The organism is Streptomyces sp. NPDC005374 (assembly GCF_042872225.1).
Lineage (GTDB): Bacteria > Actinomycetota > Actinomycetes > Streptomycetales > Streptomycetaceae > Streptomyces.
In genome coordinates this window covers 854,910-872,337 of the sequence record NZ_JBIAKA010000001.1, presented here as the reverse complement: position 1 = coordinate 872,337, position 17,428 = coordinate 854,910, and the positions used below count along the sequence as shown (strand labels likewise).

At 69.0% G+C, this 17,428-nt stretch carries 12 protein-coding genes; 8 read left to right on the top strand and 4 right to left on the bottom strand.

Annotation, left to right across the window (positions count from 1 at the left end; all coding sequences use genetic code 11):
- The first annotated feature begins 25 nt into the window (after positions 1-25).
- Together ACFYRX_RS04085 and ACFYRX_RS04080 are read left to right on the top strand one after the other, a co-directional pair.
- Positions 26-7,129 carry a ricin-type beta-trefoil lectin domain protein gene (locus ACFYRX_RS04085; protein ID WP_389096383.1) on the top strand — a complete coding sequence of 2,368 codons (7,104 nt, stop codon included), beginning with the start codon at positions 26-28 and terminating at the stop codon, positions 7,127-7,129.
- A 128-nt stretch (positions 7,130-7,257) separates the two neighbouring features.
- A complete protein-coding gene (locus ACFYRX_RS04080) occupies positions 7,258-7,686 on the top strand; it encodes a hypothetical protein (protein ID WP_389096381.1) in 429 nt (142 codons plus the stop codon).
- On the opposite strand, the gene ACFYRX_RS04075 is transcribed toward ACFYRX_RS04080, so the two are convergent.
- Entirely contained in the window at positions 7,668-7,793 is a 126-nt protein-coding gene (locus ACFYRX_RS04075) for a hypothetical protein (RefSeq protein WP_389096379.1), read from the bottom strand. The two genes, ACFYRX_RS04080 and ACFYRX_RS04075, sit on opposite strands and share 19 nt — an antisense overlap.
- 295 nt (positions 7,794-8,088) lie before the next feature.
- A complete protein-coding gene (locus ACFYRX_RS04070) occupies positions 8,089-9,012 on the bottom strand; it encodes a helix-turn-helix domain-containing protein (RefSeq protein ID WP_389096377.1) in 924 nt (307 codons plus the stop codon).
- A 420-nt stretch (positions 9,013-9,432) separates the two neighbouring features.
- Here ACFYRX_RS04070 and ACFYRX_RS04065 point away from each other — a divergent pair, with 420 nt between their 5' ends.
- Together ACFYRX_RS04065 and ACFYRX_RS04060 are read left to right on the top strand one after the other, a co-directional pair.
- Complete coding sequence (locus ACFYRX_RS04065) at positions 9,433-10,308, top strand: helix-turn-helix domain-containing protein (RefSeq protein WP_389096375.1); 876 nt, start codon at positions 9,433-9,435, stop codon at positions 10,306-10,308.
- On the top strand, positions 10,305-10,499 hold the full coding sequence (locus ACFYRX_RS04060; protein WP_389096373.1) for a DUF397 domain-containing protein: 195 nt from the start codon (positions 10,305-10,307) through the stop codon (positions 10,497-10,499). Before ACFYRX_RS04065 ends, ACFYRX_RS04060 begins: the two co-directional genes overlap by 4 nt.
- Here ACFYRX_RS04060 and ACFYRX_RS04055 read toward each other — a convergent pair.
- On the bottom strand, positions 10,478-12,790 hold the full coding sequence (locus tag ACFYRX_RS04055; protein ID WP_389096371.1) for a tetratricopeptide repeat protein: 2,313 nt from the start codon (positions 12,788-12,790) through the stop codon (positions 10,478-10,480). The two genes, ACFYRX_RS04060 and ACFYRX_RS04055, sit on opposite strands and share 22 nt — an antisense overlap.
- Before the next feature lie 34 nt (positions 12,791-12,824).
- Positions 12,825-14,843, bottom strand: a complete 2,019-nt coding sequence (locus ACFYRX_RS04050; RefSeq protein ID WP_389096369.1) for an Ig-like domain-containing protein — start codon at positions 14,841-14,843, stop codon at positions 12,825-12,827.
- 499 nt (positions 14,844-15,342) lie between these two features.
- On the opposite strand from ACFYRX_RS04050, the gene rpsJ reads away from it, so the two are divergent.
- From rpsJ to rplW, 4 genes are read left to right on the top strand one after another with little or no spacing between them, the layout of a single operon-like run.
- Positions 15,343-15,651, top strand: a complete 309-nt coding sequence (gene rpsJ, locus ACFYRX_RS04045; RefSeq protein ID WP_003948644.1) for a 30S ribosomal protein S10 — start codon at positions 15,343-15,345, stop codon at positions 15,649-15,651.
- A gap of 17 nt (positions 15,652-15,668) precedes the next feature.
- Positions 15,669-16,313, top strand: coding sequence for a 50S ribosomal protein L3 (rplC, locus tag ACFYRX_RS04040; protein ID WP_020118531.1), 645 nt, complete (start codon positions 15,669-15,671; stop codon positions 16,311-16,313).
- 5 nt (positions 16,314-16,318) lie between these two features.
- Positions 16,319-16,975 carry a 50S ribosomal protein L4 gene (gene rplD / locus ACFYRX_RS04035; RefSeq protein WP_057607914.1) on the top strand — a complete coding sequence of 219 codons (657 nt, stop codon included), beginning with the start codon at positions 16,319-16,321 and terminating at the stop codon, positions 16,973-16,975.
- Complete coding sequence (gene rplW / locus ACFYRX_RS04030) at positions 16,975-17,394, top strand: 50S ribosomal protein L23 (protein ID WP_389096367.1); 420 nt, start codon at positions 16,975-16,977, stop codon at positions 17,392-17,394. Before rplD ends, rplW begins: the two co-directional genes overlap by 1 nt.
- Positions 17,395-17,428: the final 34 nt, after the last annotated feature.

The window sequence follows — 17,428 nt, the reverse complement described above, 5'->3', positions numbered from 1 at the left end:
CTGGCACAGAGGCATCCGCCGTGTGATGGCCCCCGGCGGTGTCCTGCTGCTGTCGCTCGCCCTGTCCGTCGGGGTGCTGGACGGCAGGGCGGTCGCCGAGCCGCCCCCGGACGACGATGTCGCTGCCGTGGTGGACGTACCGGCGACCGACCCCGTGGACGGCGCCGACCAGTCCCTGGACGGCTATGCCCGCCAGTACGGGATCGACCAGGCCCAGGACGACACCGACCCGCCGGACGGCAGCACCACCATCCCGGCCGCCGGTCCCGACGGCACCGCCGACGTCACCCCGGAGAAGCTGGCCGCCGCCTCCGACGGGCTTGTCCAGGTCGACGGCGGGGTCCCGGTGAAGATCGGTGCCGCCTCCGCCGACACGGCTCAGCAGCCCACAGGCACCTGGTCGGTGAACGTGCTCAGCCAGGCCGACACCGCCGCGGCCGGCGTGAACGGCCTGCTGATGCAGATCACCACCAGTGACACCACCCCGGCGCCCGCCAAGGTCCAGATCGACGCCACCGACTTCAAGAACTACTTCGGCGCCCAGTGGTCCGACCGTCTCCAGCTGGTCCGCTACCCCGAGTGCTTCCTCACCCAGCCGGACAACGAGGCCTGCGCCACCCCTGAGCCCCTGGAGGACTCGGCCGACCAGCGGCCCGACGCCACGACCACGGACGCGGACGGCAACGAGGCCACCGACCTGGGCGCCAGCAAGGTCGAGGCCACCCTCGACCTGTCCACCCCGATGGCCGCCGACACCGCGACCGGCACCACCACGTCCGACGCGGCGGCGGCTCTCACCAAGGGCAGTGTCCAGTCGGCCGTCTGGCACGGCACTTCCGCGAAGGCCGTCAGCGCCGCCGCCTCCGCCGGGTCCGGCGGGATCCTGGGCGTGGGCGACTCCGGCAACGGAGGCGGCGGTTCCTTCCGGGCCACCCCGCTGTCCTCGGCGGGCACCTGGGCGGCCGGTTCGTCGTCCGGCGGCTTCTCCTACACCTACGCCCTCGACACCCCGCCCGTCTCCGCCGGCCCGACGCCGACCATCGCCTTCTCGTACAACTCCCAGGCGGTGGACGGCAAGACGGCCTCCGCCAACCCGCAGACCTCCTGGATCGGTGAGGGCTGGTCGTACGAGACCGGGCACATCGAGCGGTCGTACCGCGGCTGCGGCCAGGACCAGGACGGCGCCAACGCCAACAACAAGGGCAAGGCCAAGAAGACCGGCGACCTGTGCTGGGCCTCCTGGAACGCGGTGATGAGCCTCGGCGGCACCACCGTCGAACTGGTCCGCGACGACACGACCGGAGAGTGGCACCCGCGCTCCGACGACGGCACCAAGGTGGAGCGGAAGACCGGTGCCGACAACGGCGACGGAGGCGACGCCGCTGACAAGGGCGAGTACTGGATCGCCACCACCCGCGACGGCACCAAGTACTACTTCGGCCTGGACAAGGTCGGCGGCGGGCACGCCGACACCGACTCGGTCTCCACCGTCCCCGTCTTCGGAAACGACCCGAACGAACCCTGCCACGCGGACGCCTTCAAGGACTCCTCCTGCGACCAGGCCTGGGCCTGGCAGCTCGACGAGGTCGTCGACCTGCACGGCAACGCGATGGTCGTCAACCACCGGCAGGAATACAACTACTACGCCAAGAACAAGGCGACCAAGACGGCCGTCAAGTACGCCCGCGCCTCCTACCCGCTCAGCATCGAGTACGGCCTGAACAAGGACGACCTCGACGCGGTCCCCGCGGCCAAGGTCGAGTTCCGGACCGACGAGCGCTGCCTCAACGCGAACAACGGCAAGTGCGACGCGGACGACTTCACCTCCGACGACCCGGAGAAGTCCCGCGTCTGGTACGACACCCCCCGCACGCTGCTCTGCAAGACGGCCACCTCCAAGCAGTGCCCCGCTTTCCCGTCCTTCTGGACCCGCAAGCGACTGGCGAAGGTGGTCACCTGGGCCCACCGCGACGGCACCAGCACCCTCCACCCGATCGACGAGTGGACGCTCAGCCAGGCATTCAAGGGCGAGTGGTACCAGACCTCTCCGGGCCTGTGGCTGTCCGGGATCCAGCAAGGCGCCTACGACACCGACACCACCGACCCGGACGACGCCCCCGGCCAGGTCCTGCCCGTGGTCGCCTTCGACGGCACCGCACTGCCCAACCGGGTGCGCGACAACAGCGGCGACATCGAACTGACGTACATTCACCCGCGCATCACCGGGATCACGGACGAGAACGGCAAGAAGACGGTCGTCGAGTACAACAAGGGCTGCGCCTATGCCCCCGCCACGACCGACATCGCCGACAACACGGCCGCCTGCTACCCGGTGCACTGGTCGCCCGACGAGAGCGTCGAGGACCCGCCGCTGTCCTGGTTCAACAAGTTCACCGTCGCCCGTGTCGCCGAGCAGGACACGGTGGTCACCCAGACCGCGCTCGCCTCACCCGACCTGGTCACGACCTACACCTACGGGGGCGGCGGCAACTGGGGCAAGAGCGACGCCGAGTTCACCAAGCCCTCGCAGCGCACCCACAGCGACTGGCGCGGATACGCCTACGTCACGACACAGGTCGGTGACCCCGACGGCGCCGCCGCCACCCGCTCGAAGAACACGACGTACTACCTGCGCGGCTCCGGAAAGGCCCTCAAGGACGACACCGGCGCCACGCTCAGCTCCGACGACGCCGACGAATACGCCGGCCAGGCCGCCGAGACCGTCACCTACCTCTCCGCGGAGAGCGCGGCGGCCGCCCACAGCCGCGTGATCACCCTGCCCGGCCCGAGCACCGAGACGGCCCGGCGGGCCCGCACCGGCGACAGCGACCTGGTCGCCCGCAGCACCTACATGAAGCGCGTCGACGACCTCACCGCCTACAACGGCAAGTGGCGCGGCACCCGTACCACCACCGCCGTGGACGGCGACGGTCTGCCCAGGCTCAGCGAGGCCTCGACAGTCACTCTGGCGTCTCCCGCTGACACGGCCCCGGTCACCGGCGACACCACCTGCACCCTCACGACGTACGACAACAAGGCGTCGCTGAACCTCTACGGCCTGCCTGGGCGGATCCTGACCACGGCCACCGACTGCGACGACGTCACGACCGCGGCCACCGCCAAGGTCGTCTCCGACACCAGCACCGGCTACAACGCGCTCGGTGACGCCACCAGCGAGAAGGCCCTCAACGGCGACGGCACCGCGAGCGTCACCAGCTCCACCACCGCCTACGACGACTACGGCAGGCCCACCAAGGTCACCCAGGGCGGCCAGGTGACCGGGACCGCCTACACCCCGGGCAGCAGTGTCTACGTCGTCACCGGCACCACCCTCACCAACGCCAAGCAGCAGGCGACGGTCACCTCGATCGACCCCGCCCGCGGCCTGTCCCTGACCACCAAGGACCCCAACGGCAGCGTCACCCGCTACGCCTACGACCTGCTCGGTCGCCTCACCACCGGCTGGCTCCCCGGCGACGACGACGCTCTCCCGACCACGAGGATCACGTACGGGCTCGGATCCCGTACACCGACCCGCGTCATCACCAGCAGCCTGCGCGACAACGGCACGTACAGCGACTCGGTCACCTTCTACGACGGTCTGATGCGCACCGTCCAGACCCAGTCCCCGGACGCCACCGGCCTCGGCCGCATCGTCGCCTCGGTCCGCTACGACGACCACGGCAACGCGGCCCGCACCGACAACGGCTACTACACGACGGGCCTGCCTGCGAAGAGCTGGCACCTGCCGACCAGCCAGCAGCCGATCCCCAACTCGACGAAGACGACGTACGACGGTCTGGGCCGTCCGGTCAAGTCGGTCACCCTGCACCACAACGCGGAGTTCGCGACCACGACGGCCACCTACAGCGACACCGACGCCTCGGTCCTGGTCGTCCCGCCCACCGGCGCGACCGCCACCAAGACCATCGGCGACGCCCTCGGCCGCGGGGTCAAGCAGATCACGTACACCAACGCCGACCGCAGCGCGAACACCTACACCGACACCACCTACGACACCCTGGGCAACCGCACCCAGGTCAAGGACAAGGCCGGTCACATCTGGTCCTGGACCTACGACTCCCGCCACCGTGTCCTGACCAACACCGACCCCGACTCGGGCACGGGCCGGACCTGGTACGACGACCAGGACCGCGTCACCCAGACCAAGGACGCCACCGGCAAGATCCTGCACTACGGCTACGACCCCCTGGGCCGCCAGACCTCGCTCACGGTGGGCTCCGCGACGCTGCCGGCGGCGGAGTGGACGTACGACACGGCGACCAACGGCATCGGCCGCCCGGCGACCTCGGTCCGCCACACCACACCCGGCACCGCGAGCGGCGACATCATCACCGAGGCGACGGGCTACACCCCGAAGGGCCAGCTCACCGGCAAGAACGTCACGATCCCGGCGATCACCGGTACCACGAACAACCTCTCCGGCTCGTACCACTGGGCGTACACCTACACCCGCACCGGCAAGCAGCAGTCGGCCACCCTCCCCGCCACCCCCGGCGGCATGGCCACGGCCGAGAAGATCATCACCCGCTACAACGCCCAGGACCTGCCGGTCTCCACCTCCGGCTGGGACTGGTACACCACGGGCGCGATCTACAACCCGTACGGCCAGATCACCCGCACCACGACCGGTGAGAACCCCTACCGGGTGTGGACCAGCGCCCTCTACGACGAGCCCACCGGCCTGCTCGTCCACGCCTACGCCGCCACCCAGACGGCGAACGGACTGGTCTCCCAGACCGCCTACGCCTACGACCAGACGGGCAACACCAGCCTGGTGGCGACGGGTTCGACGTCCGGGGCGACCACCACCTGGGACAACCAGTGCTTCACGTACGACGCCCGGGGCCAGCTCGTCGAGGCCTGGACCGGCGCCACGGCGAAGAGCTGCACGGACTCGGCGGGCGCCACCTGGAAGGCGTCCGACGCGCAAGCGATCGCGTCGGGTGGAGTGGGAACAGCCCCTTCCGCCTCGACGATCGCGACGGGCACGGCGGCCTACGGCTCTCTCCCGTACTGGCAGTCGTACCGCTACGACGACCTCGGCAACCGCACCACGGTCACCGACCACAGCACCCAGCGCACCTCGACCGGAGCCCTCAACACGGCGCTGGACGGCGGCACTTCGTACGCCTACGGCGACACGGGCCAGCCCAACACCCTGACCGGCTGGACCAGGACGACGGTCACCCCGGCCGACTCCGGCACCAAGACGGTCACGGAGACGAACTCCGCCACCTTCGACGACGCCGGCCGCACCGCCACGCGCACGATGAACGGTGACTCCCAGTCCTTCGTGTACGACGGCGAGGGTCTGCTGACCTCGGTGTCCGGCTTCGGCGCGGGCAAGGGAGCGGTCACCGGACCGGGCGGCCTGTGCCTGGACGACGCCGGTGCCGGGACCGCTGACGGCACGGTCATCCAGATCTACACCTGCAACGGCAGCCCCGCGCAGAAGTTCAGCGCGAACGGCGGCAAGCTGACCGTGCTGGGCAAGTGCGTGACGGCGGCGGGCACGGCGTCCGGTTCGGCGATCACGCTCAAGACTTGCGTGCCCGACGCGACGACCCAGTCCTTCGCGCTCCGCTCCGACGGCACGTTCTACAACGCGGCCTCGAAGCTCTGCCTCAACGCCCCGGCGACCACGGCGGGCACAGACCTGACGCTGGCCGCGTGCACGGCGAGCGCGTCGACGCAGAAGTTCGCTCTCTCCGCGAGCACGTCGTACCTGTACGACGCGGGCGGCAACCGGATCGCGAAGACGACCGGCGGCTGGACCACGCTGTATCTGGGGGAGACCGAGGTCTGGGGCTCCCAGACGAACACCTCCACCAGGGCTGTGCGCACCTACGCGCAGGCGGGCGCCCCCGCGGTGGTCCGCTACACCTCCAGTGCCACCTCGGCCCCGACCCTGGCCGCGCAGATCAGCAACACCCAGGGCACGGGCACGGTCCAGATCAAGCTGGCGTCAGGGATGGCGGTCGCGTCCCGTTCCTACGACGCGTGGGGCAACCTGCGCGGTGACCTGGCCGGCGCGGCTTCCTGGGCTGGTTCGAGGACGTACATCGGCGGCGCGGACGAGTCCAGCACGGGCCTGATCCACCTGGGCGCGCGGGACTACGACCCGGTGACGGGCCGCTTCACGACCATCGACCCGGTGATGGACCTCTCCGACCTCCTGCAGCTGGGCGGTTACGCGTACGCGGACAACAGCCCGGTGACCAAGGAGGACCCGAACGGCGAGTTCTGGAGCTGGTCCCAGATCAGGCACAAGGCCTGGCAGGCGACGAAGGCCGTCCCGAACGCCGTCTACGAGTACTCCGGCGCCGCGGACGCGGTGACCTGCTACACCAACCCCACCCTGAGCGCCTGCCTGATGACCTCGGCCACGGTCGCCATGCTGGTCGTCACCCGCGGCCAGGGAGAGCCGTACCTGATAGCGACCAGGGCCGAGCTGGCCTTGGGCAGAAGTCTGTTGTTCAAGAGCACGGAACAGGCGGCCGTGAATACCGCCAAGGAGACGACCGTCAAGGCCACGACCAAGGTTGTGGAGAAGAAGGTCGTCAAGACGGCCGGGGAGAAGGCGGCCAAGGCGGTCGAGAAGAAGACGGCCGCCAAGGCGACGGAGAAGTCGGCGGCGAAGTCGGCGGAGAAGGACGCGGGCAGGGCGTCGGACGCCGGCGAGGACGCGGTCGAATCCGGCGACAATGCCCGCGCCGTCGACATGCATGGCAGCGAAATAGCAAATCCAGATCAATTGGCCTCGCGACTCCTTGACCATGCGAATACTGCACTCTCTGAATGGAATTCGGGAACTATTGGATTTTCCCCGAAGGATCTTACGAGAATCGCCCGTCGGCCGAGTCGAGCCAATACGATCAAGGGGAACATTCTTGATGCGCGCGTAAAAGAGCTTGCTGGAAACGATTCAGCGCTGAGTGAGCTCTTTTCGACGCCGAGCGGAATGCCCGGCCCGGACTGGGTCAACACGGGGTCAAGCGTTCCGGGTGTCGGCTGGTACGATCTGACTACCCAGCGAATGTGGGGTCAGCACGTATTCGACTACGGTCCCAAGTATGGTCCAGGAGTCGGAATCCTCTGGCAGTAGCCCGATAGATTCCTATCGGATCTCTGTCCTGCAACGACAAGGCACTCCGGCTGGGCCGCCTCAATAGTGGGGCAGCCCAGCCGTCTCCCTTGAATGCAAGCCTCCATATGGCAAAGAAGGGCGATCCGGTGAGCAGTATCGTGAAGTTTTTCGTAGCAAGCGAAGAAGGGGCGACTGGCGCCCTGAACTACGGTCCGGGTTCGTCGCTCAGGGCCGCAGGGTTCGGAAATTTCGATGCGGAGGAGGCGCTCTTGGATTGGGAGTCCAGTCTGACTGGAGTTCCATTTGAATCGCTGGTGGAGAGTGATCTCCCTGAGGTGGTTGCGGAAATTGATGATGGTCCCATGGTATTCCGACTCTCCGATGAACTCTTGAGTTCGCTCATTTCGTCTTCGAGTTCTGAGATCCGTGAACTGGCCCTTTGGTGGGTTGGCGAGAAGTCGGCCAACGGTGTGGAGATCGAACTCCCCGCTGCCCTGGATATTTTGCAGAGGCTTGTGGACCTGGCTCGCTCGGTTGACGAAACCGGCATGGGTGTTTACTGCTGGACTGGCTGAGCGTCGTCCAGAGCATCGAGCCGCTCTCCGGGTCGGAGGGTGACGGGATCCGGCGGGGTCTCGAAGGGCGACTGGTCGAGGACGCCGTAGAACAGGACAGTGGCCATGGCGGTCAGCCCGAGGCTGGGAAGCTCGCTTAACGGCTTTGATCGGCCAGCTGGCATTGTTGCAGGCGCGTTGGGCGTGGGCTCAGCGGGCCTTCGCACGCGGCGCAGGCGTGGTCCTCCAGAACCGCACGGGTGCTCGCCGCGATCACGTAGTGCCGGTTTCCCCAGTCCGCTCGTACCAGACTTCGGCGTCGGCGCCCTCCAGGAGCACAATCTGGAGAAACAGATCTGTTGTCACGACGAACACCCTAAAACGCCGCTCTGACATTTGAAGTCGCTTTTGCTGTGCGGTAGTTCAAGCTGCCGAGGGCGTACTGAGGCCCCCATCGCGGCAGTCGCGGCAGTAGGCCCCTGGCTGGGGACTTCGGATCGCGCGTTCGCAGCCCTCGCAGCTGTGGAACGGAGGAGGAGGCGCTGGTCGGTCGTCGCCGCGCGGCGGCGGTGCTGTCGCCGGGGCGGGTGGCGGCAGCAGTTCCGTGAGGCGGTGGGCGAGGAGGGCGGCCGGATTACGGAGAGGGGAGGGCAGATCCGTGGTCAGTGCGAGGCGTACGGCTTCGGGGCGTGCGCCGCGTTCGAGCCAGGCGGCGACGGCGGGGGAGAGGTGGCGTACGGCGCGCTCGGAGAGGAGGAGACGGGGGTCGAGGTGGTGGAGTGTGGTGAGCAGGGCGGTGGCGGTCCGGTGGCGGTCGAGATCGGGTGTTCGGGGCTCTGGCAGCGGCGGCTTGGCGGCCTTCGGGGGCACCGGGGTCGTCGTCGGCTCGTTCTCGATGCTTGGATCGGCGGGCAGCGGTGGTGGCGGTACGTCGTCGGACGCCGGCCGGGGTGCCGCCGTGGGCGTGGCGGGCGCGGGGCCGTGTCCGGGGTGCTGGGCGTGAGGCTGGTTGTACGACACCGTGTGTGTGACGACGCGGCCGTTGGGGAGGCGCTTGCGGACCTGGGCCAGATAGCCGTGGGCCTTCAACTCGCGCAGGGCTGCGGCGATACGGGTCTCGCCCTCGGGGAAGCGGTCGGCGAGGGTCTTGATGTCGACGCGGGCCTGGTCGGGCAGCGACTGGATGTGCAGGGCCAGGCCGATCGCGGTGAGGGAGAGCTGCCGGTGCTGGGCGAGGTGGTTGCCGACGGTCGTGAAGCGGGTCGTGTGCGGGGCGTTGAGGTGGGTGATGCCGCGCGGATTCAGCGGCTGGGCACACGGGGGCGCGCTAAGGTGCTGGGTATCCATCGGGAAGCTCTTCTCTTCCTCGGTGGTCAGGCCCTCGCACTGGGATTGCCGTCCCGGCGGGGGCCGTCGCATGTCTGCTGTTGTGTGGTCGCGGCGAGCATATGCCAGCGAACCGGTAGCAAATCCAGCTGAGTTGAGGAACGCCACTCTTCCGGGTGACCAGGGTTGCTGCAGGGGCTCGGTGGGGTCGGGTGGGGTTGGTATTTGCCCCGAGGTCATGGAAAAGCTTTGATCACGCGTGGGGCCGAGCGCTGGATCACCGGCACGCGGCGAGCCGCGTTGCGGTGGGGCGCGCTGTCGGGCGTACGGCAGCGGTGGGCCGGGTTTCTTGATTCATGTCACTCAGCGTGGCCACTTCCGCTTACCGTCATGAGAGTGACGGGACCGTTGCTCACGGTCACTGTTCGGAAGGGGCGCGCGATGTCGGTGGACGCGGAGGCGGGGCGGCTCAGGACCGAGGCGGACGAGCCCGGTTGGGAGGTGGACCCGGACGACGAGTGGGGGCTGGCGGTCATCGCCACCGTGGGGCGGCAGTTGAGGCTGCGGCGGGAGGCGGTGGGGATGCGGGCCGCCGAGTTCGGGGAGGCGGTCGGGTACGGCGAGGACCTCGTCTACAAGATCGAGGGTGGGAAGCGGATTCCCCGGCCCGAGTATCTGGACGACGCCGACAGGGTGTTGGACGCGGGCGGACTCATCGCCGCGATGAAGGAGGACGTGCGGAAGGTCCGGTACCCGAAGAAGGTGCGGGACCTGGCGCAGTCGGAGGCCAGGGCGGTCGAGATCCAGCTGTACGACCCGCTGAACATCCACGGGCTGTTGCAGACCCCGGAGTACGCGCGCGGGCTGCTCCTCATGCGGCGCCCCGCCTACAGCGCGGACGAGGTGGAGCGGTTCATCGCGGCACGCGTGGCCCGTAAGGCCGTGTTCGAGCGGGATCCCGCGCCCGAGCTCGGGTTCGTCCTGGAGGAGTGGACGCTGCGGCGGCCGCTCGGCGGGCGGGCGGTGCTGCGCCGCCAGCTCGAACACCTCCTGAACATCGCGCAGTTGGGGAACGTCGAGCTTCAGGTGATGCCGATGGACCGGGAGGAGCACGCGGGAGTGGACGGCAGCATCGAGGTGCTGAAGTTCACCGACGGCTCGGCGGTGGGGCGTTCACCGGTGGTGGCCGGCGGACGGCCTGTCGCCGAGCCCAGGCAGCTCCGTATCCTCGAACTGCGCTATGGCATCATCCGGGCGCAGGCGCTCACACCCCGTGAGTCGACGGCATTCATCGAACAACTGCTGGGGGAGACATGAGCGAGCTGGTGTGGTTCAAGAGCAGCTACAGCAGCGGCAGTGAGGGTGACTCCTGCGTGGAGCTCGCCCTCACGCCCGGAACCGTCCACGTCCGCGACTCCAAGCAGACCGACGGGCCCAGGCTCGCCGTCGTACCGGAGGCCTGGTCCGCCTTCCTCCCGCACGTCCGTCACCAGGACGGCGGCTCGTAGTACCACGGCGGGCGAGTGGGGTCGGCAGCCCTGGCTCGGCAGTCCTCGGTGAGCGGATGGTCGCGGCCGAGGTGTCGTTCGCAGTCGGCGAGCAGGGCTGCCAGGGCAGCCGAGACGTCCTCCTGTCTGCCGGACAGCGCTGCCCACAGGGCCTGCTGATGGCGTCCCGCGAGGGTGAGTTCGTGGCCGTGGCCCAGAGCCCGCGCCGACTCGTCCACCGTCGCCGTCAGCAGGGACTGTGCCTCGGGCAGCCGACCGGTCTCGCCGTACAGGCCCGCGAGCTGGAGACGGCTCGCGAAGGTCCACGGGTGGTCGGGGCCGAAGATGGCCGCTCGGTCCTGGACGACCTTCGTGAGGATCCGCAGGGCCTGGGTGGTGTCGCCTGACGAGGCCAGCCTCCCGGCCAGGTTCCAGAGCACGTCGTTGGTGGTCCGGTTGATGTCTCCGAGGACTCGGCGGGCGTCGGCCGCGAGGTCCTGCCACAGCCGGATCGCCCCGTCGTCGCGTGTCCAGACCGCGACCTCGAAGCGGGCGAGGAAGGCCAGCGGATGATCGGGGCCGAACAGACGTAGGGCACGCTCCTCGACGTCGAGGGACAGCGCCAGTGCCTCTTGGGTCCGGCCGTGAGTGCCTGTCCAACGGGCGACGTTCTGCGTGACGCCGATGGTGATCGCATGGTCGTCGCCGTACCTGCCCCGGACGTCGTCACGGAGGGTGGAGACCAGTCCGAGGGCCTCCGCGCCGTTGCCTGCCGCACCGCTCCACCAGGCCAGGGACGAGCGCAGGGAGAACAGCGTCTCCGGTGGCGTGCCAGGTGGAGCCGAGGCGAGCGTGGTGCGCAGGAGCCGACAGGCCTCGTCGATCTGGAAGCGGTCTCCCAGGAGCTGTGCCAGGCCTGAGGCGGCGGTGAGGACGCCGCCATCCAGGGCTCGGGTGAACGCGTCCCGGGCCGCCGTATGGCGCATCTGCCCGAGGGCCGTCCAGCCGAGGTCCTCGCTGAGGCCGGGTTCGGCCGCCGCTATCAGCCGGGCCCAAGTGGTGTCCGGGATCGGCGTGGTGGAAGGGCCGGCGTCCACGGCGTCGGGGAGGTAGTCGAAGACGTAGTAGGTGTCCGGCTGGTCCCGGGGGAGGAGAAGGCTGCTCGTGGCGAGCAGCGGGGTCGTGGCCCAGGCAAGCGCTTCGCTCCAGCTCTCCGGGCGGAGCAAAGGACCGCCGCGCGCGGCCAGATGGTCTTCGTGGAGTTCTCGCAGGAGCGCGACCGGCAGTGGACGGCTCCACCCCGCCCGGCGAGCCTCGACCGCTGCGCTCACCAGCGCGGCACCGCGGACGTGTCCGCTCCCGGGTGCCCAGGCGTCCTGCCAGGCGGTCAGCAGCTGCGGGCCGGCGGCCAGCAACTCGGCGATGCCGTAACGCCCCGCGTTGTCGACGGCCCGCGCCAGGCGGCTGTCTCCGTGGTGCTCCCGGGCCCCGTCCACCTCGCCCTGGTGCCAGCGACGGTCGAGTCGGATCTCGTGGGCCTGGCCCAACACGTCCCGGACGGTGCGCGCGCCCAGCGCATCGCCTGCTTCTCTCGCGTTCGTGAGGCGAGCCCGCTCCTGTGCCCTGATCGTCGCCACGACCACGCAGGCACGGCCGACTCCGGGTGAGGCGAACCGTCGCAGCAGGGAAGACGTCAGCGCTCCGGCCGCCAGATGCCGGTCGATGTCGTCCAGCCAGACGACCGAGGAACGCTCGCGCTGCACCGCTGCCGCGGCTGCCTGAAGCGCTGACGAAGCGGCTGGGTCGGGCGCGATGAACGCGGCCTCGGGCCGCACCGAGCGGACTGCCTCGAAGGCCGCCCGGGTCTTGCCCGCCGTCGACTCGCCGACCACCAGGACGAAGGGACGGTTACGCACCGCCTCCTCGATCTCACCGCTCAGATCTCGGCGGACGAACGGCGGCACCCGTGCCCCAGGGACATCGGCGTCGCCCATCGGCGCGGCCGGGTGGACACCGGCATCGAGCGGATCCGCAAGGTCCCGCACCCGGGGGACCGTGCCGCGGTCGTCGACCAGCAACTTCTCCTGGAACGCCGAGGAATGCCGTGCGCTCTCCTCGACGAGCCGCTGGCCGCGCTGGGACAGGACCGCGCCCGCCGTCGCGGCCACGGCGACGACCGCTCCAGCCACCGCACCGGGCAGCAGCCTGGCCGTCAGCCAGGAGGCGGACGACACCCCCGCAGCCGCGCCGACGAGCAACCACCAGCCGCTCCGCCTGATCCCCCATGGCCCCCGTACCCGCATGCACTTCATGAGAGCACCGTCCTGGGGGCCGGTCCACAGCGGATCAGACCGCCGCGCCCGTCGGCTCGCGCTGCGCGGCGGCCGCAGCCGGTTGCGGTGCGGCGGGTCGGCGGCGGTCGTGGGCCGTGATCGCCTGCCGCACGCGGGACAGCACGGGCCCGCGCCCGGCTCCCAGGGCGGGCGCCACACCCCTGGGCGCGTCGGCGACAGCCGACTCGATGGCGAGGCGGGTCCTCTCCGATTCCCGGCGGTAGCGGACCCCGGACACGTTCGCGCGGTTGCTCACCTGCATCAGCGTGGTGTCATGGCCGAGGTGCTCGACGTGTTCCAGCTTCGCGAAGAGCCACTCGCGCCGGGTACGGCCCATGAACACCAGCCGCTGGTCGGTGACCACCAGGGAGCCCGAGTCGCGTACGGCGATCTCCTGGCCGTTCGTGGCGGGCTGCACCATGTCGGCATCGGTCACCCACCACACGGACTCGCCCCGTCGGCGCCGACCCCAGGCGGCGAGCCATCCCCCGGTGCCCGGCTCCACCTCCCCCAACTCAGCGGCGAACTCGGCGAGTTCGACCAGCCGGGTCCGCTCGCGCTCCCAGTCGGCCAGAGTCCGCTCGTACCGCTCGACCGCATGCCTCGCCCGACGCGCCTCGCGGCTCGGCCGCGTGCGGTGGTGGACGTACAGGGCGGCCACGATCAGCGCGAGGACGAGGAGCACCTGCAGCAGCAGGACCAGCCAGTCGCCCGCGGTACGCCGGTCCTCCACCGTCACGCTCAGCCGTCTGGTCGTGACGTTGCCGTACGGGTCCGTGGCGGTGACCGTGACACGGTAGGTGCCGGGGGAGAAGGCCCTGCTCACCGCGGTCGCGTGTCCGGAGGAGGTGAAGAGCCTCGGCGCGCCCGTGCCGTACGCGATCTCGACCTTGGCGCGTGCCTCGGTCGTCACGGTCAGGGACAGGCCACCGTGAGCCGCGCGGGCACTGTCCGATGTGACCGTGAGCCCGGGGGCAGCCGTGTCGACGACCAGCTTCCGACCACTCGTACGACCCTGACGTCCATAGCGGTCGGTGACCTCGAGGACCGGCGCCGGATAGCTGCCGTCCGACATCTCCGCACTGACCTCGGCCCGGCCGTCGGCGTCCGTCGTGAAGGTCCGCCGCACGGTGTCGCCGTACGTGAGGCTGCCCTTGCTCTTCGGCGGGGCGGTGACGCCGAACCGTACGAGGCCGACCCCGGGCTTCTGTTCGGCGGTCAGCCGAGGAGTGAGCTTGCCGAGGTCCACGCGGAGTTTCTGCTCCGCGTGCCCGGCGTTGCCCGCCTTGTCCGTGACCGTGAGCCGGAGGGTGTAGCTGCCGTCCGGGAGGACGAGTGCCGCGTCCGAGACCCTGCCGCTGTCGTCGACCGTGCCGGTCAGCCGCTCTTCGCGGCCCGACACGGTCAGCTTGTACGCCGCCTCCGCCTCGGAGCCGAAGGACACCGTCGTGGTGGCGGTCGTGGTGTCCGGACCGACGACGGAGAAGCCGGTGACCTCTGGCGCGTCGCCGTCCACGTCGACGGTGATGTCGTCGGAGGCGTCGCTGACGTTGTCGGCGCTGTCCGTGGCGGTGACCGAGTACGTGTGGCTGCCGTCGGCGGCCTTGAAGGTGATCGTCTGGGCGCCGCCGGTCGCCGTGGCCGTCGCCACCGTGTCCCCGGCAAAGTCGTACTCGTCGGTCTCGGCCACCTCGATCCGAGAGCCCTGTTCCGCCGTGACGGTCAGGCTGACCCTGCCTCCCGCGACCGCGTGCGGCCGGGCGATCTTCGGCTGCTTCGGTGCGGTGAGGTCCAGCGATTCCGGGAGATCTTCCGGGAGACCGCCTCCCCCTGTGCCTCCGCAGTAGGTGTCGTAGCCGAGATCCCCGCAGACGTACGACCCAGTGTCGGACGGACACGAGTGCCAGCGGTGGCATCCGTCGCGATGTGCCTCAGCCGTGACCGGGAGCAGGCCGAGAACCAGGACGGCCGTTCCGACGGATATCCCGAGCCGCAAAAGCCAGCGACCGGATCTGCGCAGCACTGATGACATGTGCAAGCCCCCCAACCCCCGAGCGCGTCCCCACGCGCTCCGTGTGCAACAGGCGGCACAGCGTAGACCAGGTGTGGAGGACATACGTCCGCTCAGCCACGTTTTGTTGCAAAGAGGACTCGTGTTTGACCTGCGTCACTCTCGGGGTAAGGTCTCCGGCTCGATTGGCCAGGCCCGTGCCCCGTATGGCAGACTAGCGGGGTTGCTCGGTCGAGTGTTGATGCTGTGCGCCTCCCGCCGGGAGGACCGGAAGCGAGTCCCACAGTACTCGTCGCCCCAACTGCCGTAAGGCAGCGCTGGGGCGGACGTACGGGAATCTTTCGGGAAGCGTAGTGCGGCACTGGCCAGGCGCCCGGTGGACCTCTTTCCCAGACAAGGGATGTTCGAACAAGGGACATCTGTGTCGGTGAGAGTGCGACACACCCGACCGCGTGGGTCGGCGGAAGTCAAAGGAACGCCGGGTTCCAGAGCGGTAAATAGACAGGACTACGGAGTAGCCATGGCGGGACAGAAGATCCGCATCCGGCTCAAGGCCTACGACCACGAGGTCATCGACTCCTCGGCGAAGAAGATCGTCGAGACGGTGACTCGCACTGGTGCGTCGGTCGCGGGCCCGGTGCCGCTGCCCACTGAGAAGAACGTGTACTGCGTCATCAAGTCGCCGCACAAGTACAAGGACTCGCGCGAGCACTTCGAGATGCGCACGCACAAGCGCCTGATCGACATCCTCGACCCGACCCCCAAGACCGTTGACTCTCTGATGCGACTCGACCTCCCGGCCGGTGTCGACATCGAGATCAAGCTCTGAAGGCCGGTGATCTGAGAATGGCTAAGCAGATCAAGGGCATCCTGGGCGAGAAGCTCGGCATGACGCAGGTGTGGGACGAGAACAACCGTGTTGTTCCGGTCACCGTCGTCAAGGCCAGCCCCAACGTCGTGACCCAGGTGCGTACGAACGATGTCGACGGCTACGAGTCGGTCCAGATCGCCTTCGGCGAGATCGACCCTCGCAAGGTGAACAAGCCCCTCAAGGGTCACTTCGCCAAGGCCGACGTCACGCCCCGCCGCCACCTCGTCGAGATCCGCACCGCGGACGCCTCCGAGTACACGCTGGGCCAGGAGATCTCCGCGGAGGTCTTCGAGGCCGGCGTCAAGGTGGACGTGACCGGCAAGAGCAAGGGCAAGGGCTTCGCCGGTGTCATGAAGCGTCACAACTTCAAGGGCCTCGGCGCCGGTCACGGCACCCAGCGCAAGCACCGCTCTCCCGGTTCCATCGGTGGCTGCGCCACCCCGGGCCGTGTGTTCAAGGGCCTCCGCATGGCGGGTCGCATGGGCAACGAGCGGGTCACCACCCAGAACCTGACCGTTCACGCCGTTGACGCGGAGAAGGGCCTGCTCCTCATCAAGGGCGCGGTTCCTGGTCCGAACGGCGGCCTCGTCCTGGTCCGCACCGCGGCCAAGGGGGCCTGAGGACTATGAGCACCATTGACATTCTGTCGCCCTCCGGCGACACCGCCGGGACCGTTGAGCTCCCGGCCGAGATCTTCGACGTAGAGAAGATCAGCATCCCGCTGCTTCACCAGGTCGTCGTCGCGCAGCTGGCCGCCGCCCGTCAGGGCACGCACAAGGTCAAGCGTCGTGGCGAGGTCCGTGGTGGCGGCAAGAAGCCGTACCGCCAGAAGGGCACCGGCCGCGCCCGTCAGGGTTCGACCCGTGCGCCGCAGTTCGCCGGCGGTGGCGTCGTTCACGGCCCCACCCCGCGTGACTACTCGCAGCGGACCCCGAAGAAGATGAAGGCCGCGGCCCTGCGCCACGCCCTCACCGACCGGGCCCGCAACAACCGCATCCACGTCGTCTCCGGCGTCATCGAGGGCGAGTCGCCTTCGACGAAGGCCGCCAAGACGCTCTTCGGCAAGATCAGCGAGCGCAAGAACCTGCTGCTCGTGATCGACCGTGCCGACGAGGCCGCGTGGCTGTCCGCCCGAAACCTGCCCCAGGTCCACATCCTGGAGCCGGGCCAGCTGAACACGTACGACGTTCTCGTCTCGGACGACGTGGTCTTCACCCAGGCCGCTTTCGAGTCCTTCGTGTCTGGCCCCAAGGCCGCTGACACCGAAGGGAGCGAAGCCTGATGGCTACGCGTCACCCGAGCATCGCCTCGAAGGCCGCCAAGGCCAAGAAGGTAGCGCGCGTCGCCAAGGCGAAGCGTCACGCCACCGAGGGCAAGAACACCGTCGTCACGCCGGCCAGCAAGTCGTTCACGGACCACCGTGACGTCCTGCTGAAGCCGGTCGTGTCCGAGAAGAGCTACGCGCTTCTCGACGAGGGCAAGTACACGTTCATCGTGGCCCCCGGCGCCAACAAGACCCAGATCAAGCAGGCCGTCCAGGCGGTCTTCTCGGTCAAGGTCACCGGCGTCAACACGATCAACCGCCAGGGCAAGCGCAAGCGGACGAAGACGGGCTTCGGCAAGCGTGCCGACAGCAAGCGCGCGATCGTGACCCTTGCCGAGGGCGACCGTATCGACATCTTCGGCGGTCCGACCGCGTAAGCGGGTCGGATCGTCCGATATCGGACGAGGACTG